The 21,869-nt window shown below is 65.7% G+C and carries 24 protein-coding genes; 14 read left to right on the top strand and 10 right to left on the bottom strand.

The features are described 5' to 3' along the window. Positions 1–9: 9 nt before the first annotated feature. Together GVV86_RS01640 and glmS are read right to left on the bottom strand one after the other, a co-directional pair. Positions 10–366, bottom strand: coding sequence for a holo-ACP synthase (locus tag GVV86_RS01640; RefSeq protein ID WP_159617635.1), 357 nt, complete (start codon positions 364–366; stop codon positions 10–12). Between the two features lie 21 nt (positions 367–387). Then, a complete protein-coding gene (glmS, locus tag GVV86_RS01635; protein ID WP_159617636.1) occupies positions 388–2,331 on the bottom strand; it encodes a glutamine--fructose-6-phosphate transaminase (isomerizing) in 1,944 nt (647 codons plus the stop codon). A gap of 63 nt (positions 2,332–2,394) precedes the next feature. On the opposite strand from glmS, the gene coaA reads away from it, so the two are divergent. The 3 genes from coaA to GVV86_RS01620 are packed head-to-tail and all read left to right on the top strand — an operon-like array spanning position 2,395 to position 4,694. Continuing rightward, positions 2,395–3,372: a type I pantothenate kinase gene (coaA, locus tag GVV86_RS01630; RefSeq protein WP_159617637.1), complete on the top strand. Its 978-nt coding sequence runs from the start codon at positions 2,395–2,397 to the stop codon at positions 3,370–3,372. Further along, the gene (locus GVV86_RS01625) at positions 3,369–4,220 is read left to right on the top strand and encodes a M15 family metallopeptidase (RefSeq protein ID WP_159801009.1); all 852 of its coding nucleotides are present in this window, start codon (positions 3,369–3,371) and stop codon (positions 4,218–4,220) included. The genes coaA and GVV86_RS01625 overlap by 4 nt, the downstream gene beginning before the upstream one ends. Positions 4,221–4,268: 48 nt before the next feature. After that, the gene (locus tag GVV86_RS01620) at positions 4,269–4,694 is read left to right on the top strand and encodes a hypothetical protein (protein ID WP_159801007.1); all 426 of its coding nucleotides are present in this window, start codon (positions 4,269–4,271) and stop codon (positions 4,692–4,694) included. A 106-nt stretch (positions 4,695–4,800) separates the two neighbouring features. On the opposite strand, the gene glmM is transcribed toward GVV86_RS01620, so the two are convergent. The 3 genes from glmM to rplM all read right to left on the bottom strand — a co-directional run bounded on the left by glmM (position 4,801) and on the right by rplM (position 7,273). After that, a complete protein-coding gene (glmM, locus tag GVV86_RS01615) occupies positions 4,801–6,165 on the bottom strand; it encodes a phosphoglucosamine mutase (RefSeq protein WP_159801005.1) in 1,365 nt (454 codons plus the stop codon). A 125-nt stretch (positions 6,166–6,290) separates the two neighbouring features. After that, entirely contained in the window at positions 6,291–6,788 is a 498-nt protein-coding gene (gene rpsI / locus GVV86_RS01610; protein ID WP_159801003.1) for a 30S ribosomal protein S9, read from the bottom strand. A 41-nt stretch (positions 6,789–6,829) separates the two neighbouring features. After that, positions 6,830–7,273, bottom strand: a complete 444-nt coding sequence (gene rplM / locus GVV86_RS01605; RefSeq protein WP_159617642.1) for a 50S ribosomal protein L13 — start codon at positions 7,271–7,273, stop codon at positions 6,830–6,832. Positions 7,274–7,772: 499 nt separating this feature from the next. On the opposite strand from rplM, the gene GVV86_RS01600 reads away from it, so the two are divergent. The 10 genes from GVV86_RS01600 (at position 7,773) to GVV86_RS01555 (ending at position 16,636) form a co-directional block, all read left to right on the top strand. Continuing rightward, the gene (locus GVV86_RS01600) at positions 7,773–7,988 is read left to right on the top strand and encodes a Flp family type IVb pilin (RefSeq protein ID WP_159801001.1); all 216 of its coding nucleotides are present in this window, start codon (positions 7,773–7,775) and stop codon (positions 7,986–7,988) included. A gap of 56 nt (positions 7,989–8,044) precedes the next feature. Continuing rightward, entirely contained in the window at positions 8,045–8,482 is a 438-nt protein-coding gene (locus GVV86_RS01595) for a TadE/TadG family type IV pilus assembly protein (RefSeq protein WP_343206276.1), read from the top strand. Then, positions 8,470–9,519, top strand: a complete 1,050-nt coding sequence (locus GVV86_RS01590) for a pilus assembly protein TadG-related protein (RefSeq protein WP_159800997.1) — start codon at positions 8,470–8,472, stop codon at positions 9,517–9,519. Before GVV86_RS01595 ends, GVV86_RS01590 begins: the two co-directional genes overlap by 13 nt. Before the next feature lie 68 nt (positions 9,520–9,587). Then, on the top strand, positions 9,588–10,349 hold the full coding sequence (cpaB, locus tag GVV86_RS01585; RefSeq protein ID WP_159800995.1) for a Flp pilus assembly protein CpaB: 762 nt from the start codon (positions 9,588–9,590) through the stop codon (positions 10,347–10,349). Then, positions 10,346–11,545, top strand: coding sequence for a CpaE/TadZ family protein (locus tag GVV86_RS01580; RefSeq protein WP_159800993.1), 1,200 nt, complete (start codon positions 10,346–10,348; stop codon positions 11,543–11,545). Before cpaB ends, GVV86_RS01580 begins: the two co-directional genes overlap by 4 nt. A 14-nt stretch (positions 11,546–11,559) precedes the next feature. Further along, complete coding sequence (locus tag GVV86_RS01575) at positions 11,560–13,014, top strand: TadA family conjugal transfer-associated ATPase (protein WP_159800991.1); 1,455 nt, start codon at positions 11,560–11,562, stop codon at positions 13,012–13,014. Positions 13,015–13,199: 185 nt separating this feature from the next. Then, on the top strand, positions 13,200–13,973 hold the full coding sequence (locus tag GVV86_RS01570) for a type II secretion system F family protein (protein WP_246669836.1): 774 nt from the start codon (positions 13,200–13,202) through the stop codon (positions 13,971–13,973). 9 nt (positions 13,974–13,982) lie between these two features. Continuing rightward, positions 13,983–14,861 carry a type II secretion system F family protein gene (locus GVV86_RS01565; protein ID WP_159800987.1) on the top strand — a complete coding sequence of 293 codons (879 nt, stop codon included), beginning with the start codon at positions 13,983–13,985 and terminating at the stop codon, positions 14,859–14,861. 110 nt (positions 14,862–14,971) lie between these two features. Then, a complete protein-coding gene (locus GVV86_RS01560; RefSeq protein WP_159800985.1) occupies positions 14,972–15,430 on the top strand; it encodes an Hpt domain-containing protein in 459 nt (152 codons plus the stop codon). A gap of 183 nt (positions 15,431–15,613) precedes the next feature. Beyond that, entirely contained in the window at positions 15,614–16,636 is a 1,023-nt protein-coding gene (locus tag GVV86_RS01555; RefSeq protein ID WP_159617653.1) for a DUF808 domain-containing protein, read from the top strand. A gap of 88 nt (positions 16,637–16,724) precedes the next feature. On the opposite strand, the gene GVV86_RS01550 is transcribed toward GVV86_RS01555, so the two are convergent. Both GVV86_RS01550 and GVV86_RS01545 read right to left on the bottom strand, forming a co-directional pair. Beyond that, a complete protein-coding gene (locus GVV86_RS01550) occupies positions 16,725–17,306 on the bottom strand; it encodes a dihydrofolate reductase family protein (protein WP_159800983.1) in 582 nt (193 codons plus the stop codon). 75 nt (positions 17,307–17,381) lie between these two features. After that, positions 17,382–18,173, bottom strand: coding sequence for a response regulator transcription factor (locus GVV86_RS01545; protein WP_159800981.1), 792 nt, complete (start codon positions 18,171–18,173; stop codon positions 17,382–17,384). 223 nt (positions 18,174–18,396) lie between these two features. Here GVV86_RS01545 and GVV86_RS01540 point away from each other — a divergent pair, with 223 nt between their 5' ends. Then, entirely contained in the window at positions 18,397–19,065 is a 669-nt protein-coding gene (locus tag GVV86_RS01540; RefSeq protein ID WP_159617656.1) for a prepilin peptidase, read from the top strand. On the opposite strand, the gene truA is transcribed toward GVV86_RS01540, so the two are convergent. Genes truA through GVV86_RS01525 form a run of 3 tightly spaced genes read right to left on the bottom strand, consistent with a single transcriptional unit; the run spans position 19,062 to position 21,734 of the window. Then, a complete protein-coding gene (gene truA / locus GVV86_RS01535; RefSeq protein ID WP_159617657.1) occupies positions 19,062–20,015 on the bottom strand; it encodes a tRNA pseudouridine(38-40) synthase TruA in 954 nt (317 codons plus the stop codon). The genes GVV86_RS01540 and truA overlap by 4 nt on opposite strands. Before the next feature lie 27 nt (positions 20,016–20,042). Continuing rightward, on the bottom strand, positions 20,043–20,663 hold the full coding sequence (rplQ, locus tag GVV86_RS01530) for a 50S ribosomal protein L17 (RefSeq protein ID WP_159617658.1): 621 nt from the start codon (positions 20,661–20,663) through the stop codon (positions 20,043–20,045). Between the two features lie 60 nt (positions 20,664–20,723). Continuing rightward, complete coding sequence (locus tag GVV86_RS01525; protein ID WP_120165531.1) at positions 20,724–21,734, bottom strand: DNA-directed RNA polymerase subunit alpha; 1,011 nt, start codon at positions 21,732–21,734, stop codon at positions 20,724–20,726. Between the last annotated feature and the right edge of the window lie 135 nt (positions 21,735–21,869).

Genomic DNA, 21,869 nt, shown 5'->3' with positions numbered 1-21,869 from the left:
GGTTACTATTTACCCCGGCGCCTCGGCGACGACCATGGCGCTCGCGAGGCCCCCGTCGTGGCTCATCGACAGGTGCCAGGAGGCGATGCCCTTTCGCCGGGCGGCCTCGTCCACGGTGCCCGTGAGCACGATCGAGGGCGCGCCGGCCTCGTCGACGCGCACCTCGCAGTCCTGCCAGTTCATGCCGGCGGGCGCCCCGAGGGCTTTGGCCACAGCCTCCTTGGCGGCGAACCGCGCCGCCAAGGAACGGATGTGCAGCCCGCGCTCCGCAGGGACGAACAGCCGGTCGATCAGCCCCGGGGTGCGCTCGACCTGACGCCGGAACCGGTCGACGTCGACGACGTCGACCCCGATTCCGACGATCACGGCCGGGCCCTGCCCGGGGTGTTACTCAACGGTGACCGACTTGGCGAGGTTGCGCGGCTGGTCGACGTCGTAGCCCTTCGCCGAGGCCAGGGCCAGGGCGAAGATCTGCAGCGGGACGGTGGTCAGCAGCGGTGCCAGCAGGGTGGGGCTGGCCGGCACGTAGAACACGTGCTCGGAGTACGCCTCGACCGAGGTGTCACCCTCTTCGGCGATCACGATGGTGATGGCGCCGCGGGCGCGGATCTCCTGGACGTTGGAGACCACCTTGGCGTGGAGCGAGTTCGGCGCCGAGGACGAGGGCATGACGACGACGACCGGCTGGCCCTCCTCGATCAGGGCGATCGGGCCGTGCTTCAGCTCGCCGGCTGCGAAGCCTTCGGCGTGGATGTAGGCCAGTTCCTTGAGCTTCAGGGCGCCTTCCATGGCGACCGGGAACCCGACGTGGCGGCCCAGGAAGAGCACCGACTTGGCCCCGGACATGTCCCGGCCGAGCTGCTTGATCTTGTCGGCGTCGTCGAGGATGGCCTGGATCTTCGCCGGAACCGCGGCGAGGTCCTCCATCACCTCGGCGATCTCGTCGCGGAACTTGTTGCCGCGCAGCTGCGCCAGGTACAGGCCCAGCAGGTAGGCGGCGGTGATCTGCGCGAGGAACGCCTTGGTCGAGGCAACGGCGATCTCGGGCCCGGCGTGGGTGTAGAGCACGGCGTCGGACTCGCGCGGGATGGTCGAGCCGTTGGTGTTGCAGATGGCCACCACCTTGGCGCCCTGCTCGCGGGCGTAACGCACCGCCATCAGGGTGTCCATGGTCTCGCCCGACTGGGAGATGGCCACGACGAGGGTCTTCTCGTTGACGATCGGGTCGCGGTAGCGGAACTCGTGGGACAGCTCGACCTCGGTGGGGATCCGGCACCAGTGTTCGATGGCGTACTTGGCCACCTGGCCGGCGTAGGCGGAGGTGCCGCACGCCAGGACCACGATCTTGTCGACGGTGCGCAGGATGGACTCGCTGATCCTCAGCTCGTCGAGCACCAGGTTGCCGGCGGCGTCGGAGCGGCCCAGCAGGGTCTGGCCCACGGCGTCGGGCTGGTCGTTGATCTCCTTCTCCATGAAGGAGTCGTAGCCGCCCTTTTCGGCCGCGGCGGCGTCCCAGTTGACGTGGAACTCCCGGCCTTCGGCGGGTGCGCCGAAGAAGTCGGTGATGGTGACCTCGTCGGGGGTGATGGTGACGATCTGGTCCTGGCCGAGTTCGACGGCGCGGCGGGTGAAGTCGATGAAGCCCGAGACGTCCGAGCCGAGGAAGTTTTCGCCGTCGCCGAGTCCGACGACGAGCGGGGAGTTCCGGCGGCCGGCGACGACGACGCCGGGCTGGTCCTCGTGGATGGCGAGCAGGGTGAAGGCGCCCTCAAGGCGCTGGCAGGCCTCCTGCATGGCCTGCGTCAGCAGGTCGCCGGAGGCGCCGCTGTCCACCAGCCCGCGGTAGATGGAGCCGATCAGGCCGGCGGCCACCTCGGTGTCGGTGTCGGAGAGGAACTCGATGCCGGCGGCTGACAGGTCGGCCTTGAGCTCGGCGAAGTTTTCGATGATGCCGTTGTGGATCACGGCGAGCCGGCCCTTGTCGGCGAGGTGCGGGTGGGCGTTCTGGTCGTTGGGGCCGCCGTGGGTGGCCCAGCGGGTGTGGCCGATGCCCGTCAGCGAGCGCGGCAGCGGTGCGGCGGCGAGTTCGTCGACGAGGTTGGTGAGCTTGCCGGCCTTCTTGCGGGACTCGATGCCCGACGGCGTGAGCACTGCCACCCCGGCGGAGTCATAGCCGCGGTATTCGAGGCGGCGCAGTCCTTCCATGACGACGTCGAGCGCTCCGTGCTGGCCGTCAGTGCCGGCCCCACCATTGACTGCAGGCACCGTGGTGTCCAGTGCCTGATTTCCCTGGCCGTGGTCCCGGCCTACATAACCTACGATTCCACACATGCCTCCAAGCCTACCGGCACGGTGCGTTTGTTAATGTAAGGGCCACGGGGCAGAATCCTAAGGGTGAGCGAACGAAGCCCCGGCACCCAGCAGGCGAACGGCGCCGAAACCTTCACCCCGTTCGTCGAGCTCGACCGGCCGATGTGGTCGCGCCTCTCAATGGAGATGCAGTCACCGCTCACCGTCGAAGACGCCCAGCGGCTCCGCGGCCTGGGCGATGTCCTCAGCCTCGAGGAGATCCGCGAGGTGTATCTTCCCTTGTCACGGCTGCTGAACCTGTATGTGGCCGCCGCCGGGGAACTGCATGCCGCAACCACCACCTTCCTCGGGGAGAAGACCACCCGCACCCCCTTCGTGATCGGGGTGGCCGGCTCGGTGGCGGTGGGCAAGTCCACCACGGCCCGGGTGCTGCAGGAGCTGCTGCGGCGCTGGCCCGACACCCCCAATGTGGAGTTGGTCACTACCGACGGCTTCCTCTACCCCAACGCCGAGCTCGAGCGGCGCGGCCTGATGCAGCGCAAGGGCTTCCCGGAGTCCTACGACCGCCGCCGGCTGCTGCGTTTCGTCAGCGAGGTCAAGAGCGGCGCCGAGGAGGTCCGCGCCCCCTGGTACTCGCACCTTTCCTATGACATCGTTCCGGGCCGGGAAATCGTGGTGCGCCGCCCCGACGTGCTGATCGTGGAGGGGCTCAACGTCCTGGCCCCGGCGCGGCCGCGGGCGGACGGGCGCACCGGGCTGGCGGTGAGCGACTTCTTCGACTTCTCCATCTATGTCGATGCGAAGACCTCCTACATCGAGGAGTGGTACATCCAGCGGTTCCAGTCGCTGCGCAGCGGTGCGTTCGCCGACCCCCAGTCCTATTTCCACCGCTACGCGGCCCTGACGGACGAAGAAGCCTCCACCACCGCCCGGGGCATCTGGAAGCGCATCAACGAACCGAACCTGATCATGAACGTCCTGCCCACCCGCGGCCGGGCGCAGCTCGTGCTCACCAAGGAAGCCGATCACTCGATCCGGCGAATGCTGCTGCGGAAGACGTGAGGACGCCCGGTCAGCGGCGCCTCGGCGCCGGTCCGGTGGCCGCCGCCGTCCTCGCCGTCCTCCTCACCGGCTGTGGCGGAGGGCCCGACGGCTCCGGAGCAGGGGCGCCGGCGTCAACGGCGGAACTTCCCGCGCCCGCCCAGCGCAGCCCCGCCGCGGCCCCCGCGAAGGAGGGCACGCAGGCCGCCGCGCCGGCACCGGCCAAAGCCGGTTCGGACAATGCCGCGTCGGACAAAGCCATGCCCGACAAGGCGCATTCCGACCCGGCCTCCCCCGGCGTCGTGGTGAACAAGCGCCGCCCGCTGTCGCCGCAGGACTTCGTCCCGCCGAAGCTTGTGGTGCCCCGGGTCGAGCGCACCGTGGCCGCCGAGCGCGTGCGCCTGCGCCCCGACGCGGCGGCGGCGGTGGAGAAGATGTTCGCGGCCGCAGCGGCCGACGGGGTGGGGCTCACGCTGGTCAGCGGGTACCGCTCGTTCGAGGAGCAGGCGGCGACCTACAACCACTGGGTGGGCCAGTACGGCGATGAGGCGCAGGCGGACGAGGTGTCGGCGCGCGCGGGCCATTCGGAGCATCAGACCGGGCTGGCCTTCGACATCGGCCAGGCCGACGGCACCTGCACGCTGGTGCTGTGTTTCCGGGACACCGAGGCCGCCCGGTGGACCGCACAGCACGCCGCCCGGTACGGCTTCATCTTGCGCTACCCGCAGGGACACCACGAGGTTACCGGGTTCTCGGCCGAGTCCTGGCACTTCCGCTATGTCGGACCGGAGATCGCCGGGGCGATGAAGGCGGCGGGCACCGCGACCCTCGAGGAGCATTTCGGGCTTCCGCCCGCACCGGGGTACTAGCCCCCGGTTCTTCCCCACCGGTCCGCGGCGTCCCCTACCCTTGGGACCATGGGGGCTGGAGAGAGCGAAGCGGGAATCAGAACGGAGCCGGGGACCCGCCGATCCGAAGCGTGGACGTTCATTGCGGTTGTCGCACTGCTCTGCGGCAGCCTGCTGTGCCTCCTCTCGCTCGGGGTCTACGTGCACAAGCCGGCGGACTCGGCGTCCTTTCTCTGCCACGAGTCCCACGGCCCGGGCACCGCGGGGCTTGATCTCCCGTCGTCGGAGTTCAACGAAGGCTCCGTCGTCCGCGGTGAATGGACCATCTGGCCCATGGGGATCGAGTGCACCTGGCAGTCAACGGTGAACGGCAGGAAGGTCACGTACCAGTCCTGGGGTTGGGCAATCACCTGGGTCATGGCCACCGGGCTCGTTCTCACAGCCGGAGGGGTTGGCGCCGCGTCGCGCGCGAGAGGCAAACAGAAAGTGAACTGAACGGCGCGTGATACTCCGCCCTGCACCTCTGACTAATCGAGGAATTGCGGCGATGCAGAAGGCCCCGGCTTCAGGATCACGGAGGCCGCCGCCGCGCGGCCCGCTCCTAGACCGCCGGGGCCGGCTGCAGGGCGAGCCGGGTGCGGACCGTCTCGGCCAGCTCCCCCGCAATGCGCTGTGCGGTGTCCATGTCGGCGGCTTCGACCATCACCCGCACCACGGGTTCGGTGCCCGAGGGGCGCAGCAGCACCCGGCCGGTCTCGCCGAGCACCTCCTGGGCCTCGCGCACAGCCTGCTGCACGCCGGCGTCAGTTTTCACTGCGGCCCGGTCGACGCCCTTGACGTTGGTCAGCACCTGCGGAAGCTTGTTCATCACCCCGGCGAGGTCTTTCAGGCTCCGCCCGGTGGCGGCGACCTGTGCGGCGAGCTGAAGCCCGGTCAGGACGCCGTCGCCCGTGGTGGCGTACTCGGCGAAGATGACGTGGCCCGACTGCTCGCCGCCGAGGCTGTAACCGCCGTCGCGCATCTCTTCGAGGACGTACCGGTCCCCCACCCCGGTCTCGCGGATGGTAATGCCGGCGTCGCGCAGGGCCAGCTTGAGTCCGAGGTTGCTCATCACGGTGGCCACGAGGGTATTGTCGGTCAGCCGGCCGGCCTCGTTCATGGCGATCGCCATCACGGCCATGATCTGGTCGCCGTCCACCACCGTGCCTTCGTGGTCCACCGCGAGGCAGCGGTCGGCGTCGCCGTCGTGGGCGATGCCAAGGTCCGCGCCGTGCTCGAGCACGGCGGCCTGGAGGCGTTCCATGTGGGTGGAGCCGTAGCCGTCGTTGATGTTGTTGCCGTCCGGGTCGGCTCCGATGACGATGATTTCGGCGCCGGCGTTGGAGAAGACCTCCGGGGAGCAGCCGCTGGCTGCGCCGTGGGCGCAGTCGAGGACCACCTTGAGCCCCTCGAGCCGGTGCGGGAGGGTCTGGAGCAGGTGCACGATGTAGCGGTCCTCGGCGTCGGCGAAGCGCCGGATCCGCCCGACGTCGGCGCCTACGGGCCGCGGCTGGGGCTTGGCCAGCTCCGCTTCGATGGCGTCCTCGAGGGCGTCGTCGAGCTTCTGTCCGCCGCGGGCAAGGAATTTGATGCCGTTGTCCGGCGCGGGGTTGTGCGAGGCGGAGATCATGACGCCGAAGTCGGCGTCGAGGTCGGCCACGAGGAAGGCCGCGGCAGGCGTCGGGAGCACCCCGGCGTCGTAGACGTCGATACCGGAGCTGGCGAGCCCGGCCTCAATGGCCGCGGCGATGAAATCCCCGCTGATGCGGGGGTCCCTGGCGATGACCGCCGTGGGCCTGCGCCCGCCTTCGACCGCGTTGTGGCCGAGCACCACGGCAGCCGCCTGGGCAAGCTGCAGGGAGAGTTCCGCCGTGATCAGGCCGTTGGCCAGTCCACGGACGCCGTCGGTACCAAATAATGTGCTCATCGCTGTACATCCTAGGTGAGAAACGGTGGCAGCGGCCCGCAGGCTTGCCCACGCTGGGGTTAAAGCGCAGCGCCCGCCCGGCAGGCCGGACGGGCGCTGGTGATGCTTGGAACGAAGCGGTAAGACTAGCGCTTCGAGTACTGCGGGGCCTTGCGGGCCTTCTTGAGACCGGCCTTCTTGCGCTCGATCACGCGGGCGTCGCGGGTCAGGAAGCCGGCCTTCTTCAGAGCCGGGCGGTTGTTCTCCCGGTCGATCTCGTTCAGGGTGCGGGCGACGCCGAGGCGCAGTGCGCCGGCCTGGCCGGAGGGGCCACCGCCGTGGATGCGGGCGATGACGTCGTAGGCGCCGTCCAGCTCGAGGAGCTTGAACGGGTCGTTGACTTCCTGCTGGTGCAGCTTGTTCGGGAAGTAATCGGCGAGCTCGCGCCCGTTGACGATCCACTTGCCGGTGCCGGGGACGAGGCGCACGCGGGCGACTGCTTCCTTGCGTCGTCCAACAGCGCCGCCGCCGACGGTGAGCGCGGGGCGCTCTTTCGTCGCGGTTTCGCTGGCCTCGGTGGACTCTGAGGTGTAGCTCGTAAGCTCCTCAGTTGAATCATTCAGCTCTTCAGGGTTCTGAGCCACGGTTCTCCTTGAATTAATTTCTTAGTGTGTGGTGGCCAGGACTACTGGGCGACCTGGGTGATTTCGTAAGTCTTAGGCTGCTGGGCACCGTGGGGGTGCTCGGCGCCGCGGTAGACCTTGAGCTTGCCGATCTGCTGGGCAGCCAGCGAGTTCTTGGGGAGCATGCCCTTAATGGCCTTCTCCACCGCGCGCTCCGGGTTCTTCTCCAGGAGTTCGGCGTAGTTGGTGGACTTCAGGCCGCCCGGGAAACCCGAGTGGCGGTAGGCGCGCTTCTGCTCGAGCTTGGCGCCGGTGAGGGCAACCTTGTCGGCGTTGATGATGATGACGAAATCGCCCATATCCATATGGGGTGCAAAGGTCGGCTTGTGCTTTCCGCGCAGCAGGATGGCGGTCTGGCTGGCAAGACGGCCTAGGACAACGTCGGTTGCGTCAATGACGTGCCACTGGCGGGTGATGTCGCCTGGCTTCGGGGTGTACGTGCGCACGGTTATGGCCTTCGTTTCTTATTCGGTGTCGCCCACACCACGGATTTTTCCGTAGACGCAGGCTCAGCTTATTCATGCGTTACCGGAACTTCAGGTGAGGGCTGAAATACAACCAGTTATCCCGGAAACCTCGGCTGCTCCTCCGGGCCAGGTGGCTCTGCAACTGAGCCGCTCCGAAGGCGCAGACGTATCGAGTTGGGATACGCACAACGACTACCAAGGTTAGCGCGGGGCAGGGCCTCAGGTCAAAAGCACTTGGCCGGCCCGTCCGGAGCCCCCACTTCGGACCCAACCGCACCTTTGGCGCACTGCTGGCGCACCCTTCCCGCAGGAAACCCGCAGGACATTCACAGGAGTATCAGGGTTCCCACAGGATCGGCACAGATCCCACTATAAGGGCGCATTCGGTTGCTAGCTTGTGATCAGAGCTGGCGCTGGGCCAGCCGCAGCCACGGGCAATCCGTCCACGGTTCGTCCTGAAAATCCCAAGGAGTTAGTCATGCTCGCACTTTACGCAACGGTCTCAACCGTCCTTCACACCGCCAAGGCCCGCCTCATCCGCGAGGAAAAGGGCGCCACCATGGTGGAGTACGGCATCATGGTCGCCTTCATCGCCGTCCTCGTCCTGGCCGCGGTCATCATTCTCGGCCCCGAAATCGCTCAGATGTTCACGGACGTCAGCGACGAACTGGACGACGTGCCGGCAGGCCCCTAATTTCGAGTTGCGCCCCTGGTGACGGCCTCGCCGCACCAGGGGCGCCTTTCTATCCAGTGCCACTCCTTCCGGAACGGGGAACGGTCGTGAAGAGATTGTGCAGGGAACGCGGCGCCGTTGCCGTGGAGACGGCCATGCTGCTGCCGCTTCTTCTCATCATCCTGATCGGCATGGTGGAGTTCGGTCGCGCTTATAACGTGCAGATCGCACTCACCCATGCGGCCCGCGAAGGGGCACGGCACGCCGCAATCCATCTGGGGCAGCCCACCCTGGATCTGACCAACACCACGCTTGAAGCCTCGCCCAGTCTCGAAGATCTGACTGTGGCCGTTGTGCCTACGGGCGACTGCTCCGACCCCGATGAAACCGTCACGATTAGGACCACTGTGACCCTGAACTCGATGACCGGTCTGCTCGAAGCGCAATTTCTGGATTTGCCGGCACTGTTCCCGCTGGACCTCGAGGGGATTGGACAAATGCGATGCGGCGGTTGATAACACTGCTCAAGCGATTAACAGGAGACAACAGCCAACAGGGTGCGTCCACAGTCATCGTGGCGGTCCTGATGGTGGCCCTGTTGGGCTTTACTGCTCTGGTCGTGGACGTGGGGGCAATGTACGCCGAGAAGGCGCAACTTCAGAACGGCGCCGACGCCGCGGCCCTTGCCATCGCGGGTGACTGTGCGCGCGGAGATCTCTGCACGATCGCGGCCGTTACCCCGACGGGCGAGGACATGGCCGACGGAAACGCCAACGACGACTCAAGCGGCGTTGCTTCAATTGACCTTTCGGTACCCGGGACTGTGCGCGTTGAAACCAATGCGCGCGACGCAGCAACAGGGGCAGACAGCCTCTCGCTCAATTTCGCACGGATCTTCGGCATCGAGACCTCGGATATTGGCGCGTCCGCCGAGGCCTCCTGGGGGCCACCCTCGGGCGGCTCCGCCTTCCCCTGGACTGTCAGCAAGTGCATCTTCATGCAGTTTCTTTCTTCCAGCCAGCGCGCCGAACTCAATGCAACTGGCTCCTTCACCGGCAATCCCAGTTCCGCTCCGGTACTTCTGCGCTACGACACAAGTCCCCCGGTTTTTCCCGGCTGTCCCCCTGAAAACGGGTACCTACCTGGAGGATTTGGATGGCTTGACACGACCGGCGTCGGATGCTCGGCGGAGATCAGCACCAGTGCCACGGTTGATGGGCGACCAGGAAATGTTTATCCGACCGATGCCGAGTGCAACGGCATGCTCGCAACTCTTTTGAACGAACCGGTCCTCATCCCACTGTTTGATCAAGCGACCGCGAACGGATCCAATACGGTATATCGAGTCATCGGCTTCGCGGCCTTCGAAATCACCGCATACAAACTCTCAGGCGGCGGGCCGGGCATGGTGAGCAGCCCAGCACCGGCTGGATGTACCGGAGATTGCCGTGCGATAGCCGGCCGTTTCACCCGCTTTGTCGCTTTGGACGAGATGCCAGTGGCCCCCGGATTGCCTAACTATGGGGCTTCAGTGGTGAGTCTGACACGATGAGCGCACTGTAACCATTTACTGTCGTCCAAAATGGGTCTAACGCTCAGCAGCTATCAAGGAGCATCAAATTGAAGACACGCCTTCTTGGGGGGATTGCAGCCTTACTGCTGGGGGTTATCGGCACAGCGCTGCTTTTTCTCTACGTCCAGGGTGCCGAAGCCCGCGCCCAGGCAAAGCTCGAGCCGGTCAACGTCCTCGTGGTGGTCGAACGCATCCCCGCCGGGACGCCTGCCGAGGAGATCGGCGCCAGCGTCCAGCGGAAGGCGCTTGCAAAGGCGGCGGTTCCCGAGACGGCCGTCGCGGACCTCACAAGCCAGACTGGGAAGGTCACCGCAGCCGATCTCGAACCGGGTGAGCAGGTGCTTTCCACAAAGCTTGTAAACCCCGAGCAGTTCTCGCCCGGGACGGTTCCGGTCCCCGATGGACTCGAGGAGATAACCCTCCTGCTCGCACCCGAACGCATCGTCGGTGCCCGCATTCAGGCCGGTGACAAGGTCGGAGTGTACGCATCGTTCGAAACTGGCAGTGTCCCGGCGGATGCTCCCGTTCCGCCGGAAGTCAAAGGCTGGGGGCAGACAACCAAGGTGCTGTTCCACGACGTGTTAATCACCGCCGTGCAACAGGCGGCCCCAAATACAGAGAGCTCGGCGGGTGATGAAAACGTCGCACTCCCCGGCGGCTCTGCGTTCATCACGGTGGCGCGCACCGATGCTGATGCTGCGAAACTCATCTTTGCAGCCGAGTACGGAAGCCTTTGGCTGTCCAAGGAGTCCGAACTTTCCGAGAACAAAACCCCGCCCATCACCAACCTGGGAAAGATCTGGGAATGACCCGTTTCGTCGCAATCACAGGTGTCCGCGATTTCGAGGGCCGCGTACGCCAGGCCATCGCCGGCGCCCTGCACGGTGACCTTCAGGCACTTCCGCCGGAAGTTCTCGTCAATGGGCCCGATGAACTGCTGCAGGGTTTGACGGGTGCTCCTGCCGAGGTGCTCATCCTCGGTCCCGGGGTGAATATTGAGGACGCGCTCAAGCTTGCAACCGTCTTCGATCTTCAGCACCCGGAGATCAGCCTGCTGCTGGTGACCGAGTCGAACCCCGACCTCCTCCTCCGGGCCATGCACTCCGGCATCCGCGATGTCGTCAGTCCGGATGTCAACGTCAACGACCTGCGGCTGCTGCTCGAACGGGCCTGCCTGTCATCGGCCAGCCGCCGACGCAATCTCGCGCCCGGTCCCGAACTGGAACACGACCGGGGACGCGTCATTGCTGTGATGTCTCCCAAAGGCGGCGTCGGCAAGACGACAGTCGCGACGAACCTGGCAATAGGGCTGGGCAAGGTAGCGCCGATGGGTGTTGTCCTCGTCGACTTAGACCTCCAGTTTGGGGATGTCGCGTCAGGACTGCTGCTCGAACCCGAGCATACAATCAGCGAAGCCGTCCGCGGCGCCGCCGCCCAGGACTCAATGGTGCTCAAGGCCTTCCTCACGCCGCATCCAGCGGGCATCTACACGCTGTGCGCCCCCAAGACGCCGGCCGAGTCCGACTACATCACCGCAGACCATGTCACCCGCCTCCTTGATCAACTGGCGAGTGAATTTAAGTACGTCGTGGTCGACACCGCCCCCGGACTGGGCGAGCATTGCCTCGCCGCGCTGGAGCAGGCAACGGACGGCGTGTGGATTTGCGGCATGGATGTGCCGAGCGTCCGCGGCTTGAACAAGTCGTTCACTGCCCTGAAAGCACTGCAGCTGATGCCGCAGGGACGCCACATCGTTCTCAACTTTGCCGATCGGAAAAGCGGGCTTTCGGTGCAGGACGTCGAGTCCACCATCAATGCCCCAATTGACGTCGTCATCCCGCGGTCCCGCACTCTTCCGTTTTCGACCAACTGTGGCGTTCCGGTACTCCAGGCGAAGACCAAGGACGCGGCAACGGGCGGTTTGCAAAAACTGGTGGACCGCTTTGATCCGAGCTGGGTTCCGCCCCGGAAAATCAAAATGCATCGACGGGAGGTCGTGTCGTGAAGCTTTCGGAAAGAATGTCAAACATCCGCCGGGATGACGCTGCGGGAGGCGTCACTTCCGAACCCGCCGATACCGACCCCTCCCCCGCCGATGTCCCGGTTGATCCCCAGCCCCTCGTCCGGCCGTCCAGCGCTCCGTCCGTTCTGTCCACCCTGGCGGCAGACCGGACCGATACCCCGGTGGACGCGCTCGCTGGATTGAAGCAGAGGGCGGCCAAAGCCCTTTTCGACCGGATGGGCACCCGATTCAGCGATTCCTCAATCTCGGAGGAGGATCTGAGGGCCAGCGCCCGGGACGAGTTGTCGTCCGTCATCGATGAAGAACAGGTGCCCCTGTCGCCCGAGGAACGGCGCCGGCTGATCCGGGAGATCGCTGACGAAGTGATGGGGTACGGGCCACTGCAGCGCATGCTGGAGGACCCCTCGATCACCGAGATTATGGTCAATCGATTCGACCAGATCTACGTGGAGCGCCAGGGGCACCTCGCACTGACTGAAGCACGGTTCAACTCGGACGATCACCTGCGGAAGGTCATTGAGCAGATCGTCTCCCGCGTTGGCCGCCGCATCGATGAATCATCGCCCCTCGTTGACGCGCGCCTTGAAGACGGTTCCCGCGTGAACGCCATCATCCCGCCCCTGGCAGTCAACGGTTCTTCGCTGACCATCAGAAAGTTCAGCAAGGTGCCGCTCACCGTGCAGAACCTCATCGAGTGGGGATCCCTCACTCCCGAGATGGCTGAACTGCTCGATGCCTGTGTCAAGGCAAAGCTGAACATCATCGTGTCCGGGGGTACCGGCACCGGAAAGACGACCATGCTGAATGTCGTCTCATCCTTCATCCCCGAAGGCGACCGGATCATCACCATCGAAGATGCGGTGGAGCTCCAGCTCCAACAGCAACATGTCGTGAGGCTTGAAAGCCGCCCAGCCAATATTGAAGGCAAAGGTGCTATCGGGATTCGGGAGCTGCTTCGGAACTCACTTCGTATGCGCCCCGACCGCATTATTGTGGGCGAGGTACGTGGCGGTGAGTCCCTCGACATGCTGCAGGCGATGAACACCGGGCACGACGGGTCGTTGTCGACGGTGCACGCAAACTCACCGCGCGACGCCATCGCCCGCCTGGAAACCCTCGTCCTCATGGCAGGAATGGATCTTCCCCTGCGAGCTATCCGCGAACAGATCTCCTCGGCCGTCGATCTGATCATCCAGCTCACCCGTATGCGGGACGGCAGCAGGCGGGTCACCCACGTCACCGAGGTGCAGGGCATGGAAGGAGAGATCGTCACGCTGCAGGATGCGTTCCTCTTCGACTATGCCGCGGGCATGGACCAGCAGGGCCGTTTCCTGGGCCGCCCGATAGCCACCGGAATCCGTCCACGTTTCCTCGACCGGTTCTCCGAGCTGGGGATCGGTGTTTCCCCGGCCGTCTTTGCGGTGCCCGAGCATCGTCCGGGACGGAGATGATCGTGGGAAGTGCGGTATGGGGGTCTCCCGCTCTAGCGGTGACCGCCATGGTGATGTGTACGGTGGCCTTGTTTCTCGTCTCAACCGTCGTGTTCCGGCCGCGGCGGAAGGCCATACCGTTGGAACGCCGCCGTCCGAACGGTCATCCGGAGTTGTCCGTCTTCAGTCGGGTGACGGAGTCGACGGTGTCCGCCGTGGACGGGGCCATCGGCTCCTCCGGCGGACTGTACAGCCCGGCCGCCCTGTACAACGCGGGCCTGAAGACCAAACCTGCGGACTTCACCGTTCTGGTCCTCGTTGCCGCACTTCTGCTGGGAATTGTCGGAACCCTGATCGCCAACCTGCTGCTCGGGATCCTGTTCGCCGTGCTCACCCCACTTCTCGCGAAGATGCTGTTGTCGGTACTTACAGACAAACGCCGGTCCAAGTTCGATGCGCAGCTCACCGACACCATCCAGATGCTCATCGGCGGCCTCCGGGTCGGTCACAGCATGATGCGTTCCATCGACGCTGCCTCAAAGGAAGCCGACGCTCCAACCTCTGAAGAACTCGCGCGCATTGTCAACGAAACCCGGATTGGTAAGGACTCGCATGAGGCTATTGAAGAGGCCGCGGCAAGAATGCGCAGCGAGGACTTCAAGTGGGTAGCACAGGCGATCCAGATCAACCGGGAGGTAGGCGGAGACCTGGCGGGAGTCCTCGAAGAGGTCGCGGGAACCATCCGGGAACGGAGCGAAATCAAGGGCCAGATCAAGTCGCTGAGCGCCGAAGGAAAAATGTCCGCCTATGTCCTCATGGCCCTGCCGGTCGGCGTCGCGGTCGCTTTCGCTTTCATCAACCCTGGCTACCTCAACATTTTCGTTGAGGACATCAGGGGAATCGGGATGCTGATCGGAAGCCTGCTCATGTTCGCGCTTGGCGGCTTTTGGTTGAGCCGCATCGTCAAGGTTAGGTTCTAGGAGGACCCGATGGCTCCGATCGCATGGATCTACATCTCGTCCGTCATTCTGCCAATCACCTATATGGCGTGGGCGCTCCTGGCGAACGACCGCAAGGCAGCAGCAGCCATTCGGACCAACCTCGGGGCAGGGCTTGATTCCTCGACGTCCGAACTGGGCGCACGGAAACCCGCCCTCAGCGACGTAGCCAGGAAACTTACTCCTGCGGGGTATGTGACCAAGCTCGACCGATGGCTGGCGCTCGCGGGCCGTCCTGCGTCGATGCCGCTGGACCGGCTGCTCGTCGCCAAGCCGGCGCTGGGACTGATCGGGGCCATCCTTGGGCTCCTCTTTATCAGCAAAAATCCTTCGGCAATGATCGTCCTTTTCGCAATTTTTCTTTGTCTTTTCTTCTATTTCGTTCCGGATCTCCTGGTCTACAACAGTGGCACGAAGCGACAACAAGCGATTGAACTGGAATTGCCCAACACGCTCGACCAGATGCTTATCTCGGTGGAGGCTGGGCTCGGTTTTGAAGCCGCGATGGCTCGGGCGGGTCAGAATGGCAAGGGTCCCCTTGCGGAGGAAATCATCCGTACTCTGCAGGATATTCAAGTCGGACGACCGCGCGTCGAGGCCTACAAGGCGCTCGCCGATCGCTCATCGGTTCCCGATCTTCGGAGCTTTGTGCGGGCTGTCGTCCAAGCGGACCGGTACGGCATCGGCATTGCAACGGTCCTCCGGACACAGGCTAAGCAGTCGAGGGTGAAGCGCCGCCAGCGCGCCGAGGAAAAGGCAATGCAGCTTCCGGTGAAGGTTCTCTTCCCCCTGCTGCTGCTGATCTTTCCCGTGCTGTTTATTGTCATCCTTGGCCCGGCCGCCATAAATGTGATGGACGCCTTTAGATAGACCGATATTTCCTGGACCGCCCACCGGATGATCCACAGTAATGCCGCAGTTTTTGCGAAGTATCGGCTTTTTCCCCGCTCTTCCATAGACTTCGAAAGTAGCCTTAGAGAGTGCCAACAACACCGTACGAACCCAGTCAGGACAGCCAAGGCGCTGCCCGCTCCGCGCAGACCTCCGCCGTCTGCCCCGGCGCGGGTGATGCCGGCGCTGCGCCGCTGCTGGATCCCACGGTGCTGGAAGAGCTCGAGCAGGAACTCGAGGATGTCGCCACGGTACGGGCCTTCGTAAGCGACTACGTGGCGTTCTGGGACGAGCGCATCCACCGTCTCACCTCGTCTCTGGCCGAGGAAGATGCCAAAGCGGCCCTTGAGGCAGTGGTCAACCTTCGGGCCGCCTCCACCATGGTCGGCGCACCCCGGCTGTCGGCACTGGCCTCCCGGATCGAAGGCTTCCTCCGCCGTTTCCAGATCCGCGAGGCGCTCGGCGCCCTGCCCGCCCTGGAGCGGTGCGGACGGGATACCGTCGTGGAGCTACGCACCACCTACCTGCTCACCAGCCGCTGCGTGTAACTGCGAGACGGCCGGACACCACTTCAGCTCCCCGCAACCGCCACGCTAAGACGCAGCTTCGCAAACCGGCGGAGGTAGATCGAGGAGCCCCGCGCGACCTTATACTCTAAGCATGCTGATCACGCGCCTCAACCGTGGCCTCTCCGCCCAGCCGTCCACCTCCAAGCAGTGCGGAGGCCACCTGTGAGCGGCGGTCTCTTCGCCCTGTTCGACGACGTCGCAGCCATTGCCCGCATTGCGGCCGCCTCGGTGGACGACGTCGCCGCCGGGGCCGCCAAGGCGGGGGCCAAGGCCGCCGGCGTGGTGATCGACGACGCCGCCGTCACCCCGCAGTACGTCTCCGGAGCGGACCCGTCGCGCGAACTGCCGATGATCAAGCGGATCTTCTGGGGCTCGCTGCGGAACAAGCTATTGATCATCCTGCCGGCGCTGCTGCTGATCAGCACCTTCATCCCAGCGGTCATCCCGTTCATCCTCATGCTCGGCGGCACCTACCTGTGCTACGAGGGTGCCGAGAAGGTGTGGCACAAGATCCGCGGCCACCACGAGGCCAAAGAGGCGCCCGTGGTGGAGCGTGGCCCGGAAGCGGAGGCCAAGGTCACCAAGGGTGCTATCACCACCGACTTCATCCTCTCCTGCGAGATCATGGTCATCTCGCTCAACGAGGTGGCAAGTGAGTCGATTTGGGCCCGGGCGATCATTCTGGTCGTGGTGGCGCTGGCGATCACGGTGCTCGTTTACGGCGCCGTCGCGCTCATCGTCAAGATGGACGACATCGGCCTGCACCTGGCCAAAAAAGACTCCGCGGGCTCCAAACGGATCGGCGAGGCGCTCGTCAAGGCCATGCCTGCCGTACTGGCCGCGATCACCTTCATTGGGACGATCGCCATGCTCTGGGTCGGCGGCCACATCATGCTGCAGGGAGCCTATGACCTGGGCTGGCACGCCCCGTACGACCTGGTCCACACCCTGGAGCACCCGTTCGTCGGAATCGCGGTCGTGGGCGGCTTCCTGGCCTGGCTGGTAAACACCCTGTGCTCGGCTATCCTCGGACTCGCCTGGGGCCTCCTGGTCATGGCGGTCGTGCACCCGTTGCTGAAGGTGCTGCCGTTCGGCAAGAAGAAGGGCGGGCACGAAGAGGGCGATATCCGCGCCGCGGTCGCCGGCTACCGGCCGGACAAACACGACGCCGATACGGCCTCCTAGCCCCCGCCGGGCAGGTGGCGCCCCTTGGCGCCACCTGTGCCTGGGCTCCCCTGCTTGAGGTGCTCGTCACGGCTGAGGGTGTAGCCGCTCAACGGCGCACCCGATAGCGCAGGTGAAGCACCCGGTCGCCCTCAATCACCTCTTCAGGTCCTTCCAACAGGTGCTGCGCGTGGACCGGCCCGAAGTAGCGCTTGCCGGACCCGAGCACGACGGGGACGACGTCCATGCGCACCTCGTCGACCAGGCCCGCGGCAAGCGCCTGACCACCGACGTCGCCGGCTGCGACCTCGACGATGCGGTCCCCCGCAAGCTCCTGCGCCCTGGCCACGGCGGCCTCGACGCCGTCGACGAAGTGAAACGGTGCCCCCGGGTCCCAGCCCTCAGGCGCGGGACGGTGCGTCACGACGACCACGTGATCGATCCCGCTTGGGGGCTTCCCACCCCAGCCATCCGTCATGTCGAAGACCCTGCGGCCGGCGACAGTCACCCCGATCTGGTCCCAGTACGCCCTGGTGTAGTCGTAGGACGCCTGTGACACCTTCAACTCGCCGCTCTCGTCCAGCGGCACGTCACCGCTGAGCAGCCAGTCGAACAGCGGTCCGGGCTGGTCGTCCTCGTCCGCGATGAAGCCGTCAACCGAAACCGAACTGTACAGAACTACTTTGCCCATGGGCGCTCCTCTGCTTCCGCCCACAGTATCGCCGACACCGCGCCCGGCGTACACCCTGCGTTAAACAAAACCGCTTTAGGGCTGCTCGGGCGTCAGCCGGTATCCCACGCCGCGCACCGTCTGGAACCACCGGGGGTTCCGGGGGTCCTCGCACAGCTTCCGCCGGATGTTCCCCATGTGGACCTCGATGGCCCGCTCGTCGGAATCGCTGATGTAGGTCGGGGCCCCGGGGGCCTCGCCCCGGACCACCTTGACCAGGTCGGTCTTCGTTCGCACGGCGCCCCGGCCCAGAAGGAGCGCGTGGAGCAGGTCGAACTCGCTGCGGGTCAGGGACAGCTCGGCGCCGTCCACGGAGACGGTCCGTGCGTGGTGGTCAAGCACCAGCCCGTTGTGCCGCAGCACATTGATGGTGCTCGTCCGCGCACTCCGGGCACCGCCGGGGCCGGGAACGGATCCGGAGGATCCACCGCCCATTAGGGCTACGCCGGCCGAACCGGACCGGGGCCTGCGCATCATCGCCGCGATGCGGGCGCGCAGCTCGCGGGGACGGAACGGCTTGGTGAGGTAGTCATCGGCCCCCGATTGAAGGCCCATGAGGGCATCGAGTTCATCCGCGCGCGAGGTCAGGATGACGACGTAGCAGTCGCTGAAGGCCCGGACCCGGCGCAGCACCTCGTAGCCGTCGATGTCGGGCAGGCCGAGGTCGACCGTGACGACGATCGGCTCCACCTCGCGGACCAGGCGGACGCCGTCGCGGCCCGTGGGCGCAGCATGGACCTCAAACCCTGATTGCCGCAGGACGGCGCTCAGGAGGTTCCGGACATCGTCGTCGTCCTCAATAACGACCGCCACCCCAGGATCGTTCATAACGCCTTCCGCCTTCAGTCCAGTTATGCGCCTCGCATTCGGGTCTTACCGCGGCCCACACCTCGCAGGACCCCCGCTGAATAGGACAATAGTAACCCTCGTCACTCCTGTACCAACAGGAGTGATAATGATGGTTGATCCAACGACAGGGGAAAGTTGATTTACCTACGGATTTCCACGATTCAGGGCAGTACCGACGGGGTCTGCCGGCAGGTGCCGACCCATGCCTGACGCCGCACCGGGGGCCATCCTCGCGCTCGTGTGCGCCGTCGCGGGCGGCCTTACCGCCTACCGGATGTTCCCGCTGGCGGCACGGGATCCACGGACCGTCCTCCCCGGCCGCTGGCGGTGGCCCGTCGCCGTCCTCACCGGCCTGTTCTGTGCCCTCGGCGCCCTCAAAGCCGAAGCACCGACGGAGGTCCTGCTGTACCTGGTGCTGCCCGTCTTCGGGGTGCTGCTCGCGGCGATCGACCTGCGTTCCAAGCTCCTGCCGAACGCTCTGCTGCTGCCGTTCCTCGCCGTCACGGGAATAGCGCTGCTCACCGCGGCGGTTGAGGGCGGCTGGCGGCCGCTGGTGGGCGCGCTGCTCGGCGGCGCCGTGATGTTCCTGTTCTACCTGCTGCTGGCCTTCATCTCCCCCGCCGGAATGGGCATGGGTGACGTGAAGCTAGCCGGGGTCCTTGGCCTGTACGGCGGTTATGTCGGCGTCGGGGCCTGGCTGGCGGCGCTGCTGGGCGGGTTCATCTTCGGGGGCCTGGCGGGTATTGCCCTGTTGCTCTCGGGGCGCGGCACCCGAAACACCAGCTTTCCCTTCGGCCCCGGCATGATCCTGGCGGCCGTCCTGGCGGTGCTGTTCCTTGACGGAAGCCCTGAGGCCTCCTTGCCGGGCTAAGCCCCTCCAGCGGCTTCGCGTGGCTCCTCAGCGGCCCGGCGGGCGCGGGTCAGCTCCGCCCGCAGACCAAGCTCCTCAACCCCGGGGTAGGCCACTTCCTCAAGCACCAGCGGGTGCGGGGGCGCCAGCACGGAACGGGCGTCCTTCACCCGGGCGGCAAGGCGCTCCGCGATCCAGGCGACGGGCAGTTCGCCGCTTCCGACCCGCAGGGTGGATCCGACGAGGGCGCGCACCATGTTGTGGCAGAAGGCGTCGGCCTGGATCGTCACCTCGATCATCCCGTCGGACCGCCGCCGGTAGGCATAGCGCTGCAGCTCGCGCACCGTGGTGGCACCCTCCCGCGGTTTGCAGAACGCCCGGAAGTCCTGGAGGCCGGTCAGCTGCGCGGCGCCGGCGTCGAGCAGCTCCACATCCAGTTCCCCGGGGTACCAGAGCACCGTGCGGCGGGCGAGGGGGTCGCGTTCGACGCGGGAGTCGGCAATGGTGTAGCTGTAGCGGCGCCACAGCGCCGAAAAGCGGGCGTCGAAGCCCGCCGGCGCCAGGTCAGCCTTCTTCACGACGACGGCCGGGATGGAGTTCTTGATCGAGCGTCCCCGCCCGGTGAGCTGATCGGAGAGGACCCGGTTCACCGTGCCGCCCAGGCGCCGCGTCAGGGCCTCCCCCGGCGCCACGTCCTTCCCCCGGCCGATGCCGTGCCACTCGGCCGGCGACAGGTCGACGTGGGCCACCTGGCCGCGGGCATGGACACCGGCGTCGGTGCGGCCGGCCACCGTGAGGCGGGCGGTGCGCCGCAGCAGCGTGAAGAGGGCCTCCTCGAGCACCCCCTGCACGGTGACGTGGCCCGGCTGCAGTGCCCAGCCGGCGAAGGGAGCGCCGTCGTAGGCGATATCGAGCCGGACACGCAGAAGCCCGCCGGACCTCTCGGGTCCGGCGGGCAACTGATCATTCACGAACTTATTCAACCAGCTTCGGCGAAGTTACTTCTTGGCCTCGGGGGCTTCGGCGTCATCGGACGCTGCGGCCTCGTCGGTGGAGGAAGCGGTGTCTGCGGGCTCTGCAGCCTCGGTCGACTCTGCGGTCTCGGCGGTTTCAGTCGCCTCGACGGTCTCGGCGGTTTCAGCGGTCTCGGTCGCCTCGACGGTTTCGGCTGACTCGACCGGCGCTGCGGTCTCCTCGGCCGGAGCGGCGGGGGCTGCCTTGGCCTGCTCGGCCTCGGCTACGACTGCCTGCTTGGCCGACAGCGGCTCGAGGACCAGCTCGATGACAGCCATGGGAGCATTGTCGCCCTTGCGGTTGCCGATCTTGGTGATGCGGGTGTAGCCGCCCTCGCGGTTGGCGACGGCCGGTGCGATCTCAGTGAAGAGCTCGTGAACGATGCTCTTGCTGCTGATGACGCCCAGGACGCGGCGGCGCGAGGCGAGGTCGCCCTTCTTGGCGAAGGTGACGAGACGCTCGGCGTAGGGGCGGAGCCGCTTCGCCTTGGTGACGGTGGTGGTGATGCGCTTGTGCTCGAACAGCGAGGCGGCCAGGTTGGCGAGCATCAGGCGTTCGTGCGCCGGACCGCCTCCGAGACGTGGGCCCTTAGTGGGTGTGGGCATGGTGATTTCTCCTCATAGTGGACCTGACCGCCGCCGGGCGGCGGTCAGGCAGTTATCGTATTAGAGCTCTTCGTCGCCGTAGGCGGCGTCGTCCTCTTCGATGGCAGCGGCGCGGGCGGCAAGGTCGAACCCGGGAGGGGAATCCTTCAGGGACAGACCGAGCTCGACGAGCTTCGCCTTGACCTCGTCGATGGACTTCGCGCCGAAGTTGCGGATGTCCATCAGGTCGGCCTCGGAGCGGGCAACGAGTTCACCCACGGAATGGATGCCCTCACGCTTGAGGCAGTTGTAGGAGCGGACCGTCAGCTCGAGATCCTCGATCGGCAGCGCCATGTCGGCGGCCAGGGCCGCGTCCGTGGGCGAGGGACCGATTTCGATGCCTTCGGCCGCGATGTTCAGTTCGCGGGCCAGCCCGAACAGCTCAACCAGGGTGGTGCCTGCCGAAGCGACGGCGTCGCGGGGGGCGATGGCGTCCTTGGTTTCGACGTCGACGATCAGGCGGTCGAAGTCGGTGCGCTGCTCAACACGGGTCGCCTCGACGCGGAAGGTGACCTTCAGGACCGGCGAGTAGATGGAGTCGACCGGGATGCGGCCGATCTCCGAGTCTCCGGACTTGTTCTGGGAGGCCGAGACATAGCCGCGACCGCGCTCGATGGTCAGCTCGAGCTCGAACTTGCCCTTCGAGTTCAGGGTGGCGATGTGCAGGTCGGGGTTGTGGAACTCCACACCGGCCGGCGGTGCGATGTCTGCCGCGGTGACAACGCCGGGGCCCTGCTTGCGCAGGTACGCCACGACGGGCTCGTCGTGCTCGGAGGACACCGCGAGGTTCTTGATGTTCAGGATGATCTCGGTGACGTCTTCCTTGACACCGGGAACCGTCGTGAATTCGTGAAGGACTCCATCGATACGGATGCTTGTGACAGCTGCACCGGGGATGGAGGACAGGAGGGTACGGCGGAGCGAGTTGCCGAGGGTGTAGCCGAAGCCAGGCTCGAGGGGTTCGATCACGAACCGCGAGCGGTTGTCGGCGACTACTTCTTCAGTCAGGGTGGGGCGCTGTGCAATAAGCACGTACATTTCCTTTCAGGGTGCATCCGCTATATGACGCAACACAAATGGTGGAAAGGGATAGCTGATGAGCCGGCTCAAAAGCTTTGGATAACGGCACCGAACCGCCCTGCGGCAGCCGGGGCTGCTGCAAGGCGG

Origin of the sequence: Arthrobacter zhaoguopingii (genome assembly GCF_009828595.1) — a bacterium.
Lineage (GTDB): Bacteria > Actinomycetota > Actinomycetes > Actinomycetales > Micrococcaceae > Arthrobacter_D > Arthrobacter_D zhaoguopingii.
Note: the sequence above shows the minus strand (reverse complement) of the source record. Positions and strands in the feature narration are given on the sequence as shown.

Bases quoted from the DNA above. Each gene is read 5' to 3' on its own strand.
- glmS (WP_159617636.1), bottom strand. From the start codon at position 2,331: ATGTGTGGAATCGTAGGTTATGTAGGCCGGGACCACGGCCAGGGAAAT.
- GVV86_RS01620 (WP_159801007.1), top strand. From the start codon at position 4,269: ATGGGGGCTGGAGAGAGCGAAGCGGGAATCAGAACGGAGCCGGGGACC.
- glmM (WP_159801005.1), bottom strand. From the start codon at position 6,165: ATGAGCACATTATTTGGTACCGACGGCGTCCGTGGACTGGCCAACGGC.
- GVV86_RS01600 (WP_159801001.1), top strand. From the start codon at position 7,773: ATGCTCGCACTTTACGCAACGGTCTCAACCGTCCTTCACACCGCCAAG.
- GVV86_RS01590 (WP_159800997.1), top strand. From the start codon at position 8,470: ATGCGGCGGTTGATAACACTGCTCAAGCGATTAACAGGAGACAACAGC.
- GVV86_RS01580 (WP_159800993.1), top strand. From the start codon at position 10,346: ATGACCCGTTTCGTCGCAATCACAGGTGTCCGCGATTTCGAGGGCCGC.
- GVV86_RS01575 (WP_159800991.1), top strand. From the start codon at position 11,560: ATGTCAAACATCCGCCGGGATGACGCTGCGGGAGGCGTCACTTCCGAA.
- GVV86_RS01565 (WP_159800987.1), top strand. From the start codon at position 13,983: ATGGCTCCGATCGCATGGATCTACATCTCGTCCGTCATTCTGCCAATC.
- GVV86_RS01550 (WP_159800983.1), bottom strand. From the start codon at position 17,306: ATGGGCAAAGTAGTTCTGTACAGTTCGGTTTCGGTTGACGGCTTCATC.
- GVV86_RS01545 (WP_159800981.1), bottom strand. From the start codon at position 18,173: ATGAACGATCCTGGGGTGGCGGTCGTTATTGAGGACGACGACGATGTC.
- GVV86_RS01540 (WP_159617656.1), top strand. From the start codon at position 18,397: ATGCCTGACGCCGCACCGGGGGCCATCCTCGCGCTCGTGTGCGCCGTC.
- rplQ (WP_159617658.1), bottom strand. From the start codon at position 20,663: ATGCCCACACCCACTAAGGGCCCACGTCTCGGAGGCGGTCCGGCGCAC.